We start from the raw sequence: 15354 nt of genomic DNA on the forward strand, positions 1-15354 counted from the left end.
GCTCCTCCCATTAATGATTGTGAGTATGAGCCGGAATAGCATTAGAAGCAGAGGCGAGTTTAATCTGATAAGCGCCTTGTGTTACGACCACGTCACCCGGTTTCAAGCCGGATAATATCTGTACTTCAGAACCATTATTCGCTCCCAGTTTTACTTCCTGCTTTTTATAACCTTCTTCATCGAGACGGATAAATACAGAATAAATTCCTTGTTCTTCTATCAGGGAGGAAACAGGGACACTCAACACCTCCTGCATCGGAGTAGCAAGCAGATAAATCTCGACGAAAGAACCGGGAATAACGGCCCCTTTATTGTCAAACTCAAAAGTAACAGGAATATAGAATGAATTGGCATCCGATGCTTTTCCATACGAAAGCAGCCGTCCGTGAAGCTCGGAAAGCTTATATACCTGCTCATCATAAGGAGTACGGAAATTAGCAGACTGAACAGCCGGAAGATATTGATAATACTTTTCCGAAACCTCGGCACGAAGCACCAGACGGCTATTCTGAGAGATAGTTGCCAGCGGTTGCCCCACTGTCACATAGTCCCCTTCTTTTACCTGAAGATTCTTCAAATATCCGTTCATCGGAGATACCACCGACACGCCATTCTCTGTCTGCTTACCGGCAACAGCATCATAAGCAGCCTTTGCGTTTTCATAATTCAAACGTGCCTGTTCAAAATCTTTAGCCGAAACAATCTTATCTCCTACCAACTGCTGCATACGCTCATATTCTTTCCTGGCTGTTTCGTATGCATATTTGGCACGGGCAGCTACATTCCCTTCCGACAGGGAGCTGGAAGCCAGGCTCAGGATCGCCTGCCCTTTCTTTACCGGAGTACCGTCAACAAATGATAAACGACCGAATGTCACAATACCGGGAACAGTCGCAACCACCGTTGTTTCATCCCCCTGTGCTGCCAATACGCTTCCACTGGTTTTTATAACATCCGTAAAAGAAGCCGGTTCCATCACTTTTGTCTGCAACCCGACAGCTTTCGCCAATTCTTCTTTAAAAATGATTTCGTTGGAATGTGCACCTGCTGCAGCTTCGTTCCCATGATCATGGCCTTCATGCTCGTCTCCCTCGTGTTCGTGATCATGACCTTCATGTTCGTGATCGTGTCCTTCTTCATGTTCATGTGCTTCATGATCATGGTTATGCTCTTCAGGCTTAGCAGCTCCGCCACTACAGCTTGCGAATATGTAGGTACATAAAACCCACAATAAATATATCTTTCTCATTGTATTATAATATGTTATAAATGCAAATAAAATAGTTCGGCGTCTTGCTTAAAACACCGGAATGCGAATAAGGTTCGCTCCTATCAGAAACAATTATAACACAGGAGGGGCACGCAGTCCGCCGGAGCACGTGATCCAGGTATCGTGCAGAGACTCAATATAAAAGGCTCGTTCACGATCGAACGTTTGTCCGTACAACAACGGAACAGGAGGGTTAATATAATCAAATAAAACTTGCAAAGGGAAAAGTAAGTGACTTACATCACCATCTGTCACATGTGACAAAAGAGATATAAAAAGGGCCAGATTATGCCCGTTGCATCCGCAATCGTGGGAAGACGAACTTTTATGGTTATGTTCAGTCAACGATTTGAAACAAGGCATACCGTTACTGTGATGATGATGTGGCACCACAACCGAAAGCAGCATGATGATACTTGCCACCAGCATTATGTAACGGATTATATATTTCTTCGCTCTCATGATTTATGTTGCAAAAGTAAAAAGTTTATTTTGCAACTCAAAGGCAAACAGCAGATATATAGAAAAAAAAGACCGGCCGAGAGTCACCTCCCAGCCGGACAGTTGTTCATGGTATTAGCATTAGTGGTCTACTCATTCTGATTATACAAGCAAATGTTTGGTTAGGTCAATAATTTATAAACAAAAAATCTAAGACTAAAATAAAATAAAGTTCATCCATTCTAATGCTATTTCAATTAACATCACTTAGTATTAATATTAAACTGCAATAACTATTCGTTCAAACCATCATTGCCGTCTCTCTTAATTGAGATATGCGAATTTACGAAGCAAATACGGGAGTTCTATTTCGCAAATAAGGTATTTTGAGATGCGTCTATTTCTCATTCAAGTATTTACCGACTCGTCTTTTTCGAAAATAAGTAACATGGAGACACTTTAACGTCTATTGTTGCGTTTTCCGAAACAATACGCATTGTTTATTGTTTAATAATTGAACATATATATTATTTAAAAGGGAGAATTGGAATGAATACAGATGTATTAAATACAAATCTGATCGAGGTAATGAAAGATAAAATTCCGGATGGGGTCAACTTAGCGAACACCCTGATGGATATTCTTTATATAGGAAAAGAAGCCGTATACAGAAGATTACGCGGCGAAGTCCCTTTCACCCTCAATGAAGCTTCTATAATTTCAAAGAAATTGGGAGTTTCCCTGGATCAGATCGTGGGTATAAGCTATACCAATAACGCAATGTTCGACCTGAATCTTTTACATTATTCAGATCCTATCAAAACGTATTACGCGATTCTTGACCACTACGTTGAATTATTTGAATCCTTACGGGATGATCCGACCTCGGAACTTAGTACGGCTTCAAATATGATCCCCCAGACTTATTACCTGAAATACGATAATTTGTCCAGGTTCCGGCTATTCAAATGGATGTACCAGAATGAAAAGGTAAATTGTGTAAAGAACTTTTCAGAACTGAATATATCCGATGATCTTAAGCGTGCCCAAAAGGCATTTGTCGAAGCTAGTTCATATATACAAACAACACATTATATATGGGATAGCATGATGTTTAACTATCTGGTGAACGATATAAAATATTTCGCCAGTATTCATTTAATTACAGAAGAAGAAGTCACTAAATTACAAGAAGAACTCCTCAAGCTATTAGACGATTTGGAAACTATTGCTTCCAAAGGCAAATTTGATACAGGTAAAGATATACATATATATATATCTAACATCAATTTTGAAGCTACATACAGCTATGTGGAAACATCGAGCCTGCAATTAAGCCTGATCCGGATTTTTTCAATCAACTCGATCACTTCGAGGGATAAAGAGATGTGCAAAAATATGAAGGAATGGATTCAGTCCTTACGTAAATTCTCCACGATGATATCCGAAAGCGGCGAAATGCAACGGATACAGTTCTTCAAGAAACAACGGGAGATTGTAGAGAATATGTAAAAAGGCATGAGTTTTTATGTTACTATAATTGAAAAAGGACGGTTATCTTCTATAGATTTCCGTCCTTTTCATATGATATCATTATCTGATCTTACTTATTCAGCTTTTCACAGATAAGTTCTGCGGCTTTCTTTCCGCTCATCAGCATACCGCCGAAGATCGGCCCCATACGGAAACTTCCGCTAACTCCGTTGGCAGCCATACCGGAAACAAATAATCCCGGATAGATCTCTTTTGTGTTTTCAACGGTAGTCTGTTCACCCAGTTCCACATTCAATGAACGTTCACCGATCACACCTCCTGTCGGAGTATTCAGTCGGATATCGTTCTTGCGGGCAACTGTACGGGCTACTTCGCAGTCATGTCCTGTACCTTCCAATACAGCTTTAGCCATAATAGTCAGCGGGTCCACATGCATACCTTCGCGGATTACCGGAGCCCAGTTCACTACAACACCGGCTACGGCATCGTTATGGAATACTACGTCTTCCACCGAATAACAGTTAAAGATAGTAGCACCGGCTTTTGTTGCCTGATAGATCAATGCAGAAGTAGTATGAACCGAATCCATTATATAAGTACCGTTGCCTGCATCATGATAAGAAACACCCAGCTCCTTTACGATCGGCATAGCTTCTTCCTGTACGACAATATCATTAAACATCATAGCACCGCCCCACATACCTCCGCCGGGAGCCAGTTTACGGTCGAAAAGAGCCACTTTCTTACCGGCTTTAGCCAGATAATAAGCTGCTACGATACCGGAAGGGCCACCACCTACGATAGCCACATCAATTGATAAGTTGCTCTTCAGTTTTGCAAAATAAGAGTCAATAATTCCTGTTGAAACGATCTGTTCCATTACATTAAATAATTAGTGTTTAAACATCAGAGAGCACATAGAGGTAAAGCTCTCCTTTATTTAGCAATTCTACCGATTCTCCCTTCACGGCATTACCCGGGCAGGTTCTATGGGTATAATCTCAGCCTGTATATTAAGGCACCCCTATGATAAGTCGCAGCAAAGATAATAAATTATCCGAAATGTGGCGGCCGCTTATTCATTTTCCGTTCAACAAAGTCTTTGATAAACCCTACTGTTTCGTCTACACCCAATACAGATACATCGATAGAGAAATTATAAGAAGAAGCAACTCCCCACTCTTTATTGGTGTAATAATTATAGTAAGCGGCACGCGATTTATCGGTTTTCATCATCAATTCTTTTGCCTGCTCGACAGTTACATCTTGTCTTTCTATAATACGCTGGATACGATGTTCGGGAGTGGTATGAATAAAGAAACTCAGGCAGTCGGGATCGTCACGCAGGATATAGTCTGCACAACGTCCTACCAAGACACACGACTGCTCAGCCGCCAACTTGCGGATAGCGTCACTCTGAAACTTGAATAATCCGTCGTTCGACAAAATGTCGTTGTAAGGTGTAAACATTCCCATATAGGAATATCCCATAGTAAATGCATATGACAGTCCGCTGGAAGCCCGTTCGTCCGCTTTCTCAAAAAACTCCTCACTCAAGCCGCTCTCTTTCGCTGCTATCGCCATCAATTCCTTATCATAATAAGCGATGCCCAGCGCTTTCGCCAACTTCTGCCCTACTTCTCGTCCACCGCTGCCAAATTGACGGCCAATGGTCAATATGATCTTGTTATCCATAAATTACCAGATTTGATTATCCTGCGATAAATATACAATATTTTTTTAGTTTGGTACATGTTTAAACTTCTTGAATTGATTTACCAGTACAATTGCTGTTACGACCGTTGCGATCGTGTCGGCTACCGGCATACTGATCCAGACACCTAACGTTCCGAAGAAACGGGGAAGGATGATCAAACAAGGGATCAGGAACAATAACTGACGGGTAAGCGACAAAAAGATCGCTTTCTTTGACATACCGATCGAAAGGAAGAAGTTGGTTGCCACCATCTGGAACCCCACGATCGGGAAGACGGCAAATACGATATGAAGACCGAACACGGCAGCTTTCACCAATTCATCGTCGGTTGTAAACATATTCACGATCAGGGTCGGGAACAACTGGCATAACAGGAAACCCGTCGTTGCAACGCCTATCGCCCACTTCATCGTTAGCTTGGTCACTTCCGTCACACGAGGATATAAACGGGCGCCGAAATTATATCCGGCAATCGGCTGCATACCCTGGTTGAAGCCCATAATGATCATTACAAACAGGAAGATGATACGGTTTACAATACCATAGGCCCCGATAGCCATATCTCCGCCATACTCCTTCAATCCACGGTTGATCAGGATAACGATCAGACAAGAACAGAGATTCATCAGGAAAGGAGACATACCGATATACAGGATACCTTTTACTATCTCCTTCTTCAATTTATAAATACCTTTCTTAAAATGAAGCAATTGCGACAGTCTGGAAAAATGGATCATCTGCCCGGTCAGTGAAATCACCTGAGAAATTACAGTAGCCCATGCGGAACCTTTGATTCCCCAGCCGAATCCAAAGATAAAGATCGGATTCAATATACAGTTTATCACGACCGAAGCCAGTGTCGCATACATGGCCAGTTTCGGGAAACCGGATGAACGCAATACAGCATTCAATCCCAAATACATGTGTGTGACCACATTTCCATAGAGAATAATCTGCATATAATCGCGTGCATACGATATCGTATTCTCACTAGCCCCAAAGAAATAAAGGATCGGATCGAGAAGGAATAAAAAGACAAAGGTAAAAGCGACGCCGAGAAGAACATTCAGCACTAATACATTGCCGAGAACCCGGTTTGCACCTTCGTAATCTTTCTGCCCTAATTTAACAGACACAAGCGTAGAAGCCCCTACCCCGACCAACGAACCGAAAGCTGCCGCCAGGTTCATAAGCGGAAAGGTCAGAGCCAGACCGGAGATAGCCAGCGGCCCAACCCCATGTCCGATAAAAATACTGTCTGCCATATTATAAAGCGAAGATGCCGTCATGGCGATAATCGCCGGAATAGCGTATTGCGTAAGCAGTTTTCCAATACGTTCGGTACCTAATACCAGAGGAGAGTTTTCTTTTGCCATAAAAACCAATTGATATGCAAAGGTACGGATATTTCCGATTAATTTTTACCTTTGTTCTACTATAATAGTTTAAAAGATGGCAGAGAACTTAATCATAAGCGTTGGAAATAAAGAGCAGCAGTATCAAACACTATTCCCCCAGATAGAGTCATTACTGGCTGGTGAAAACGACACAATCGCCAATATGGCAAATGTAGCAGCAGCGCTGAAACAGACATTCAATTTCTTTTGGGTCGGTTTCTATATCGTCAAAGACGATATGCTGGTGCTCGCTCCTTTTCAGGGACCGATAGCTTGCACACGTATCCGGTATGGCAAAGGCGTTTGCGGTACGGCATGGAAAGAAGCAGCCACTCAAATTGTTCCTGACGTAGATCTATTCCCCGGACATATTGCCTGTAACTCCGATTCGAAATCTGAAATTGTAGTTCCGGTTATTCGTGACGGGAAAGTGGTAGCTGTACTCGATATCGACAGCGATGAGTTGAATAGTTTCGATGAGACAGATGCTGTTTATCTGGAGAAGATATGCCGGTTGATTTAATAACAATAATGAGACCATAATATAAATGAAGATGTGCCAGAATTGATATTTACCGGACGCAGATAACGCAGACGGTTTATTTATTTTGACACATCTTCATTTATAGGCTTTTGTAATATTTAGAAGACAATCTCCACCTTCCCATAACAAGGGTTAGCCTCCAATGTCTTACAATAATTTCCCCAGGCAATTTCCGGATAATCCCAACGATTGTTGACGTACAGGATCAACTGACCATCTGCGCGCTTACTTGAACGGCAGGCAACAGTGGCATCCGGTGAAAGAACCGATAAGCCTTTTCCTGTATTACCGGCATTCAAAATATAGAAATAGATATTTTCTTTCATTCCTTTTGCCATCTGAGTAAGCGGGCGATCGCAATTCGCTCCGGCATCTGCCCAATAATAATAATTGTGCGTATCACTCTGCCAGGGTTGCTCCGGACGGAAACCGTAAGGCACTTTGTTCGGATTATAGAGAGAGGTTTCTCCTTCATTGCCTGCAAAAGCACCGGAAGGATAATAGCTCCAATGTCCCCGGCGTTTCCATTTCAGCCGGTCCATCGTTTCAGGAAGATAAAAAGAAAGACCTGTTTCACGCAGGAAACCATTCGGTTGTCCGTTCGTCAGGTAATTGATCTCCATACGTCCTTCGGGAGAGATCAATAGACGGATATCCGTATCCACATCATTATAACGACCGTTCAGGATAACCAGGACATTATCGCCTTGTTTTGTATAAGTGATGCTCTGCTTCTGCCAGTCGGCATCCGATGTAAGGAACTTGGTTGCACTCTTACGCACTTCGGCTCCCGTCAGATGGTTCAGGTTGATATCCAGATTCAGGAAAGGACCTTTTTCTATAAAGACCTGTCCGTCGGCCGTTGCATGACAGATCAGGCCGGTTTCTTTACTGAACGGGATTTCAAAACGATCGCCTTTTACCACGATACGGTCAGCACTTTCCTCGACCAGTAGCGAACCTTTACGATCCGGTTGCGGCAGTGTGATTTTAGGTTGCCCTAATGTGACAAGCGAGGCATCGATCAAATCTCCCTCCGCTGTAAGGAAACTGACAAGCAGTTCGCCGCCTTCTTTCCAGTCTTCAGCGGGAAGGATCAGGACACCTTTCTGATGCGGTTCGATGGAAGCCATCCGGATATCTTTTTCCATCCCGTTATATTGGTAATGTACTTTTATCTCATTCAGGTTCGTATGATCGAAACGGTTATATACCGGAAGAACCAGACGTTCACCCGTTGTATAATCACTGACCTGCTCCGCTAACAAGCGTACTGGTGAATAGGCTTTCTTGGTAGACCAGAACTCCGGTTTCTCACGACGCCATACATCTACTATTCCCCATTCGCCATATCCTACGCAGTTTCCCTGAAAGTCTTCCGGCTTGGCAGTACGGGCAAACTCCTTCCAGAAAGAAGTACCCATCTTAGGCTCGGGTAACATAAATGTCTCGTCGATATATCCCCAGATGGCACCACCCAAACCGCCGGGAGCATCGAACAAACCGCTCCACATCTTATCGAGGGAGATTCCCCAGAACTCACGGATATTCGGATCATCCTGTAATGTTTTATAGGTATAACAAGCAGGATGTGCCCATTCGTCGAAAAGAGCCGGAATACCATGTCCCTGGAAGTTACGGGTGGCGCGTCCCCATTGGTTCAGGTTTCCATCCACATCTTGATAATGCATGCTCAGAATATCATATATCGGCTTCTTCTCGCCTATCGAACCGGGATAACTGAAGATAACAGGGCGAGTCGTATCCGTCGCTTTCACCCAATCCCAACAAGCCTGAAAATTCTTTCCGTACACACTCTCATTACCGATCGACCAGAAAAGGATCGATGGATGCGAGCGGAACGACTTTACCATTTCACGGCATTGCGACAAATAACGAGGTGTAAATTCTGCACTATCCTGTGTCTTGCCCGGCGCATAATTCTTCTGGCGATAGGTATCGACGAAACAAACAGCCGTTTCACACTCTACATAGATACCGAAGCGGTCGCAATACTCAAGGAACTTTTCAGAAGGCGGATAATGCGAAGTACGCACAAAGTTCATATTCGATTGTTTGAAACGGAGGGCATCGAGACTATCGAGTTCGGCAGTCGTGGTGCGTCCCAATGTGGGATGGATATCGTGGCGGCAAGCACCGCGTAACTTGACCGGCTTTCCGTTAACCAGCATACGGTCTTTTACGATCTTTACATCCCGAAAGCCGACCTTCTTAATGAAGCGGCTGATCTCCTTTCCTCCTTCACGAAGGGCTACGGTAAGGGTATAAAGGTTCGGATGCTCGGCATCCCATTTCAAAGGGGCAGACACCGGAAGTTCATGGATATTATCATTCTCTTTCAGTGCAAAAACAGATTGAGACAACGGAACATTCTTTCCGGAAGGATCGGTCAAGGCATAGGTAACCTCTGTATTTCCCGTGGTCCTACCGGTATAGGATACTTTCAGCACGGCATCGCGGTAAAGCGTATCGAGGTGTGTCTCCGCTGCAAAATCAAAGAAACAGGTTTCCGGCAAAGCAAAAACAGTCACATCACGCAGGATACCGCCTATCGGATGATGGGCGTATCCGGAAGCATAAGAGATATCGTCTATACGGTCGGTTACTTCCAGTTGTATCTCATTTTTCGCACCCGGACGAACATAATCCGTCACGTCCGTTTCCCAACGGGTAAAGCCGCCATGATGCTCACGGACCTGTTTTCCGTTTATTGAAAGAACAGCATGGCTATATACACCGTCGAAACGCAGTATCGTACGTTTGCCTTTATAATCCGCAGGAAGAGTGAATGATTTACGATAAAGGTATGGAGTATCGTGTTGGATGGCATAACCTTGCATAGCCAGTTCGCCGGGAACCTGGACGGTATTCCATTTTCCTTTCGGAGAAAAACGGAATTGCCAATCGCCATTCAATAGCAAAGAGGGTGAATCTACCCCCGCTATTTTACAAGGGATCAGGAAAGAAGACTCCGGAGAGAGTGTCTCCGATGACTCTGCCGCACCTATTCCCTGACTGAGCAGGAAACAACTACTCAAGAGTAATAATGTTTTTTTCATATATGTTTCATGTTTTATAGTTGTTATTTCTAATGTCACCACCAGAACCAATAGAATGCGACCAATATAGCTATCACGACCAACGACAGGATATTGAACAGGCGGCTCGTATGGAATAATCCGGGCCGATGCGTCGTATAGGCATTTTCCATCGGCTTACGGCTACCCAGTAGGATGATCAATCCGCAACAGAGGAAGAAAACGATCATCATACGATCCATCCACGGTAAACCGGGACAGAGGAACTTCATCAACGTAGAGAATACAAACGATCCGAAAGCAGCCGCTAATGCTCCGTTTGCCGTCGCCCGTTTATAGAAGAACCCAGCCAGGAAGATCGACAAAGCACCCGGACTGATAAATCCGGTGAACTCCTGAATATACTGGAACGCCTGATCCAGTCCCGACAACATCGGTGCGATCAATACGGCAACCAGCAACGACCCAAAACTCGCCCATCTTCCAGTCTTTACCAATTCATGCTGCCCGGCTTCCTTCCTGAAAAAGGACTTATAAATATCCATTGTAAAGATAGTGGATATACTGTTCATCATCGAAGCCAGCGAACTGACAATCGCCGCCGTCAACGCCGCAAAAGCAATCCCTTTCACTCCTACCGGAAGCAGGTTGCTGAGTAGCCAGGGATAAGCCTCGTCCGACTTTTCCAACGGAGCATTCAAAGCAAACGCAGCAATCCCCGGTATCACGACCAGCAACGGAACCAACAGTTTGATAAACCCGGCAAACAACATACCGTTCTGCGCCTCTCCCACCGACTTGGCAGCCAAAGCCCGTTGAATAATATATTGGTTGCATCCCCAGTAATACAGGTTTGCCACCCACAGTCCACCGAGAATAACAGAGATACCGGGCAAGTCTTTGTAGCTCGGATGCGATTTATCGAGGATCAGATGAAACTTATCTTCTGCCTGTGCATACAGGTTCGTGACACCCTGCCATACTCCCTCACCAGCTCCCAGCAAGTCCAAGGCAATATAAGTCGTTATCAGTCCGCCTCCAATAAGGAAGATCACCTGAATGACATCAGTCAAAGCAACCGCTTTCAATCCTCCGTAGATAGAGTAGATACCGGCAAAGGCGGCCAGCCCGACTACCCCCCAAAACAGAGGAATACCCATGACCTTCTCGATCGTCAGTGCTCCGAGATACAGTATGGAAGTCAGGTTGATAAAGATAAAAACCGCCAGCCAGAAGACAGCCATGACCGTCTTCACCCGCTTATCGAACCGCTCTTCCAGGAACTGCGGCATCGTGAATATCTTCTTTTCCAGAAATATCGGAATAAAGTATTTGGCTACGATAATCAATCCCAATGCGGCGATCCATTCATAAGTAGCCATTGCCAGCCCGATCGCATACCCGGAGCCGGACATACCGACAAACTGTTCGGCAGAGATGTTCGACGCAATGATCGAAGCACCGATCGCCCACCAAGCAAGTCCGCGTCCGGCAAGGAAATAATCGCCGGCATCCCGTTCTTCGCCTTTCTTCTTTCGTGAGACAAACAATCCTACGAAGAGGATCAGGGCACAGTAAGCAATAAAAACAATCAGATCTATTGTGTTCATGGTATTCATATTCGTTATCTAATTCTTTTGCCATGCCTTTGGCAGAATACTGCCACTACGATGGCAGAGCTCTGCCAAAGGTATGGCAGGGTTCTGCCATCGTAGTGGCAAAACCCTATTCATCTTGCATCAGAGCCGACCGGCCACCGTCCATCAGGATCGTTGTCCCACTAATGAAACGCGCCATAGGCGATGCAAGATAGACACAGAGGTCACCCACCTCCTCTACTGTCCCGATCCGTTTGACCGGATGCAGGTTGATCGTACGTAAACGCTCTTCCCGGGCATCCGGAAAAGAGTCGAACCAGGTATCGTTGCCCGCCGTATCGATGAAGCCCGGAGCGACACCGACCGTACGGATAGCAGGCCCCCACTCGATCGCCAGGTTACGGACCAGGCCGGTGATCGCCGTTTTCGTCACGCTATACGGAAAGCATCCGGGAATCGTTCCGAACGCATGGTTGGAAGTCATCAACAGGATAACGCCTTCCCCACTCTGTTCCAGATAGGGTTTGCATAGCTTCGACAACCGCCAGTGGGATGCCAGGTTCAGATCCAGGTTATACTGCCAGCGTTCTTCCGTACACCCGGCTGCACCCTCGAATACATTCATTCCCGCACTGGAGACCAGAATATCCAACCGCCCGAAAGTACGGATCGTTTCCTCCACCAGCTGCCCCAGTTGTTCGGGACAAGTGACGTCGGTCTGCACATACAGCGACCGGACTCCCTGTGACTCGACAGCCTCCCGGAATGCGGCTGCCGACGGATCATCCGCCGCTTTTCGTGCACATCCGGCGACATGAGCACCCGCCCGGGCAAACTCCCGGGCAGTACCCAGACCGATACCGGAAGATACACCGGTAACAAGTACCACTTTATCTTTATAGTCTATCGTAAAGCTCATACCAATCAGATATAGAAGTTATCAGGCGCGTTCGTCGTAATACCCGGATGTTTTTCCATCTCTTCCTCCACCAGGTCTACGCCCAGTCCCGGACGGTCGGACAGATGCAGATGGCCGTCGTACACCATTTCCGCTATCGGATGGTCGATCACCGTATCCCTCCAGGGAACATCATTGAACATAAATTCCTGACGGAAGAAATTCGGGATCGCAGCACACACATGCGAAGAAGCAAGCGTTGATAAAGGCCCGTTCGGGTTATGGGGAGCGATCAGGACGTTGTAGGCTTCCGCCATCGTCGCCATCCGCTTCATTTCAGACGGTCCGCCGCAACGGGTGATATCCGGCATGATGACATCACATACATGTTTCTCCAACAAAGAACGGATACCGAAGCGGGTATAATGGCGTTCGCCTACGCAGATAGCGACATCGGAAGGGATACGTTCACGCATAGCACGTAAGGTCTGCGAACTTTCCGGTCCGGCAGGCTCCTCATACCAGGTTATATCCAGCTTCGCCAGACGTTCGGCCATCTTCACCGCCACCCGGTAATTCAGCATGGCATGTGTCTCGATCATAATATCGAACTCCGGTCCTACCGCATCACGTACCGCCTTCGATACGTCGAAAGCCAAGTCTTGTTGTTCTGCCGTCAGGGTCAGATTGGAAGCCAGGTCTTCCCCATAGAAATAGTTCGTATGTGCGAACGGGTCAAACTTCAGTCCGGTAAAACCAGCCTCCTTTACTTTCAACGCCTGTTCCGTATAGTCTTTGGCATTATGTCCGCCACCGGTAAACCAGTAGTTGGCATATAATAAAACGTTTTTGCGATAAGCGCCGCCCAGCAACTCATAGCAGGGAACGCCCAGCACTTTTGCCTTCAGGTCCAGCAAAGCCATATCGATACCGCTGATGGCGCAAAGGCTGGCACCGTACGGGCCGATCCAGTTCAGATCGCGATAGAGCTTCGTCCAGATAAAATCCGTCTTCATCGGATCGAGGCCGATGATACGCTGCCCTACATGCTTGGCAGCTTCAAAGACGATCGGGCTTCCCGGCCAGTTGGTCGCTTCGCCCACACCGGTATATCCTTCGTCCGTATATATTTTAAGTAGCGTCCAGTTGTATTTGATACCTTGTACCAACCATACCTTTACATCTGTGATCTTCATTGTCTATTTCGATTTAATTACATGATTCCAAACTGGTCGAAAGCATCGCGGGCTTTCATTCCTTCCTGTATCTTCTTCAATACCATCCGTTCGCCACGGGCTTTTTCAAGGGCACGGGTAAAGACTTCTTCCTCAATAACGCGGGGAACGACACATACACCGTCGATATCTCCTATCAGGATATCCCCGTCGTCGATACGCACCCCATCCATTTCAATCGGAACGCGATAGTCGATCACCTTTCCTCTCGGAGCCTGGTCCTGTGCATAAGGGCCGTAAGAGAAACAAGGGAAGTCGAGTGCCAGAATCCCTTTCGTATCGCGTGAATAACCATTCACCACGGCACCGGCTGCCTTGCACTGCATAGCCCGGGCACTCATCAATTCACCCCATAAGGCATAACAGGGAGACGAACCGGAACAGACATAGACTTCATCTTCTTTCAGATCGTCCAGCGCTTCGAGCATCAATCCGAAAGAACGTTTCAATAACGGATTCTCCCCGCATTCCTTTCCATGTTCCAACACATCTGCTTCCAGCACTGTCATTGCCCGTCCGACAACCAGCATATCGTCACGAAGCGGACGTATTTGCGGGGGAAGAAACTGACGGGTATATCCCATCTTATCCATAATGTCACCGATCACTGCGGTATAAAGCTCCTCTTTTATCAAAGAGAACAACGCTTTATCATCATTCCATTCTTTCATTTTACTATAGTTTATCAGTATTTATATACTCCTGTTACTGATCACAAAGTTAGCCGGAGTGTACAAAAAGTAAGGCTTAAAACAAAGCTGCAACGTATGCAGGTAGGACCTTTTAAGAGGAAAATGTGTACAAAACGGAAAACTATTTGGTAACCTCCCTCGGAGTGATCCCCATCTGCTGTTTGAATACCCTAGAAAAGTATTGCGGCGACTTGAACCCGCAGATGAAACAGATCTCTTTTATAGACATTTCCGTATTCCTCAACAGTTCGATCGCCTTATTGATCCGTATCTGGTTCAGATAATCCAGCGGAGAGAGATTGAGATGCTGGGCGAAGAGTTTGCGCAGGTAACGTTCCCCTATTCCGGTCTGCCCGGCCACGTCGGTGATGGAGATATCTGTCTGATAGTTCATGCGGATATAAGAAATTGCCTTTTTCAGCGATTCATTTGTACAAATCGGCAGGTAGGATTCGTCCATATAGCGGTAGATCAGAATCAGCAGTTCCGCATAGTACATCACGACCAGGTATTGATAGTATTTGTTTTTCAGGTTCATCTCGTTCACGATACGCTGAACGGCCCGCATGATCCGGACATTATTCACGATCTTGATCAGCCGGTTCTCTTCCGAGAAGATAGTGACGGGCGTCAATTCGCCTGTCTCATCCTGGGCATGCGGATTGAAGCGGGAGAAGATCTCCGGCAGAAATTCCAACTGCATCAGCGTCGTCCCTTCCGAACCGGCCTCGAAGGTGTGTTCCACATTCGAGCAGATGATCATCATCTCGTTCTCATTAAAACTGATACTTTCGTTCTCCAGGTGCAGAATGCAATTTCCTTTCTTTACATAGTTGATCTCGATACGCAGATGCTGGTGTGGTCCGAATGTTTCAAATGGCTGGAAAGAGACAAAGCGGAAGACATCCGCCAGTCGTTTGTACTTCAGATTATCCGTTATCCCTTCCAAAAGTCCCCAGAGAGACTGTTCTGTTGTCTTGTTATCCATGGTATTTCCTTTCCCTTATTC

The 15354-nt window shown here is 45.8% G+C and carries 13 protein-coding genes; 2 read left to right on the plus strand and 11 right to left on the minus strand.

Annotated features, from left to right (window positions below):
- Positions 1-10 precede the first annotated feature (10 nt).
- Together IEY67_RS11460 and IEY67_RS11465 are read right to left on the minus strand one after the other, a co-directional pair.
- The gene (locus IEY67_RS11460) at positions 11-1249 is read right to left on the minus strand and encodes an efflux RND transporter periplasmic adaptor subunit (protein WP_183671446.1); all 1239 of its coding nucleotides are present in this window, start codon (positions 1247-1249) and stop codon (positions 11-13) included.
- A 93-nt stretch (positions 1250-1342) separates the two neighbouring features.
- The gene (locus IEY67_RS11465; RefSeq protein ID WP_183671445.1) at positions 1343-1732 is read right to left on the minus strand and encodes a DUF6769 family protein; all 390 of its coding nucleotides are present in this window, start codon (positions 1730-1732) and stop codon (positions 1343-1345) included.
- Positions 1733-2260: 528 nt separating this feature from the next.
- Here IEY67_RS11465 and IEY67_RS11470 point away from each other — a divergent pair.
- Positions 2261-3223, plus strand: a complete 963-nt coding sequence (locus tag IEY67_RS11470) for a hypothetical protein (RefSeq protein ID WP_122373433.1) — start codon at positions 2261-2263, stop codon at positions 3221-3223.
- A gap of 91 nt (positions 3224-3314) precedes the next feature.
- Here IEY67_RS11470 and IEY67_RS11475 read toward each other — a convergent pair whose 3' ends face one another.
- The 3 genes from IEY67_RS11475 to IEY67_RS11485 form a co-directional block, all read right to left on the minus strand.
- Complete coding sequence (locus IEY67_RS11475; protein WP_122373434.1) at positions 3315-4085, minus strand: sulfide-dependent adenosine diphosphate thiazole synthase; 771 nt, start codon at positions 4083-4085, stop codon at positions 3315-3317.
- 173 nt (positions 4086-4258) lie between these two features.
- Positions 4259-4900, minus strand: a complete 642-nt coding sequence (locus IEY67_RS11480) for a cytidylate kinase-like family protein (RefSeq protein WP_122351505.1) — start codon at positions 4898-4900, stop codon at positions 4259-4261.
- 45 nt (positions 4901-4945) lie between these two features.
- Entirely contained in the window at positions 4946-6298 is a 1353-nt protein-coding gene (locus IEY67_RS11485) for an MATE family efflux transporter (RefSeq protein WP_183671444.1), read from the minus strand.
- 76 nt (positions 6299-6374) lie between these two features.
- On the opposite strand from IEY67_RS11485, the gene msrC reads away from it, so the two are divergent.
- Complete coding sequence (gene msrC / locus IEY67_RS11490) at positions 6375-6842, plus strand: free L-methionine (R)-S-oxide reductase MsrC (protein ID WP_122351507.1); 468 nt, start codon at positions 6375-6377, stop codon at positions 6840-6842.
- 119 nt (positions 6843-6961) lie between these two features.
- On the opposite strand, the gene IEY67_RS11495 is transcribed toward msrC, so the two are convergent.
- From IEY67_RS11495 to IEY67_RS11520, 6 genes are all read right to left on the minus strand, one after another.
- Complete coding sequence (locus IEY67_RS11495; RefSeq protein WP_183671443.1) at positions 6962-9943, minus strand: glycoside hydrolase family 2 protein; 2982 nt, start codon at positions 9941-9943, stop codon at positions 6962-6964.
- A 35-nt stretch (positions 9944-9978) separates the two neighbouring features.
- Positions 9979-11532, minus strand: coding sequence for a sodium/sugar symporter (locus IEY67_RS11500; protein ID WP_183671442.1), 1554 nt, complete (start codon positions 11530-11532; stop codon positions 9979-9981).
- 115 nt (positions 11533-11647) lie between these two features.
- The gene (locus tag IEY67_RS11505; protein WP_122373438.1) at positions 11648-12439 is read right to left on the minus strand and encodes an SDR family NAD(P)-dependent oxidoreductase; all 792 of its coding nucleotides are present in this window, start codon (positions 12437-12439) and stop codon (positions 11648-11650) included.
- A gap of 5 nt (positions 12440-12444) precedes the next feature.
- Positions 12445-13614: a mandelate racemase/muconate lactonizing enzyme family protein gene (locus tag IEY67_RS11510; RefSeq protein ID WP_122351512.1), complete on the minus strand. Its 1170-nt coding sequence runs from the start codon at positions 13612-13614 to the stop codon at positions 12445-12447.
- Between the two features lie 17 nt (positions 13615-13631).
- Positions 13632-14324 (minus strand): RraA family protein, encoded by a 693-nt coding sequence (locus IEY67_RS11515; RefSeq protein ID WP_183671441.1) that lies wholly within the window; start codon positions 14322-14324, stop codon positions 13632-13634.
- A 142-nt stretch (positions 14325-14466) separates the two neighbouring features.
- Positions 14467-15333 carry an AraC family transcriptional regulator gene (locus IEY67_RS11520; RefSeq protein ID WP_075557960.1) on the minus strand — a complete coding sequence of 289 codons (867 nt, stop codon included), beginning with the start codon at positions 15331-15333 and terminating at the stop codon, positions 14467-14469.
- Between the last annotated feature and the right edge of the window lie 21 nt (positions 15334-15354).

The sequence above is a fragment of the Parabacteroides faecis genome (assembly GCF_014647375.1).
Lineage (GTDB): Bacteria > Bacteroidota > Bacteroidia > Bacteroidales > Tannerellaceae > Parabacteroides > Parabacteroides faecis.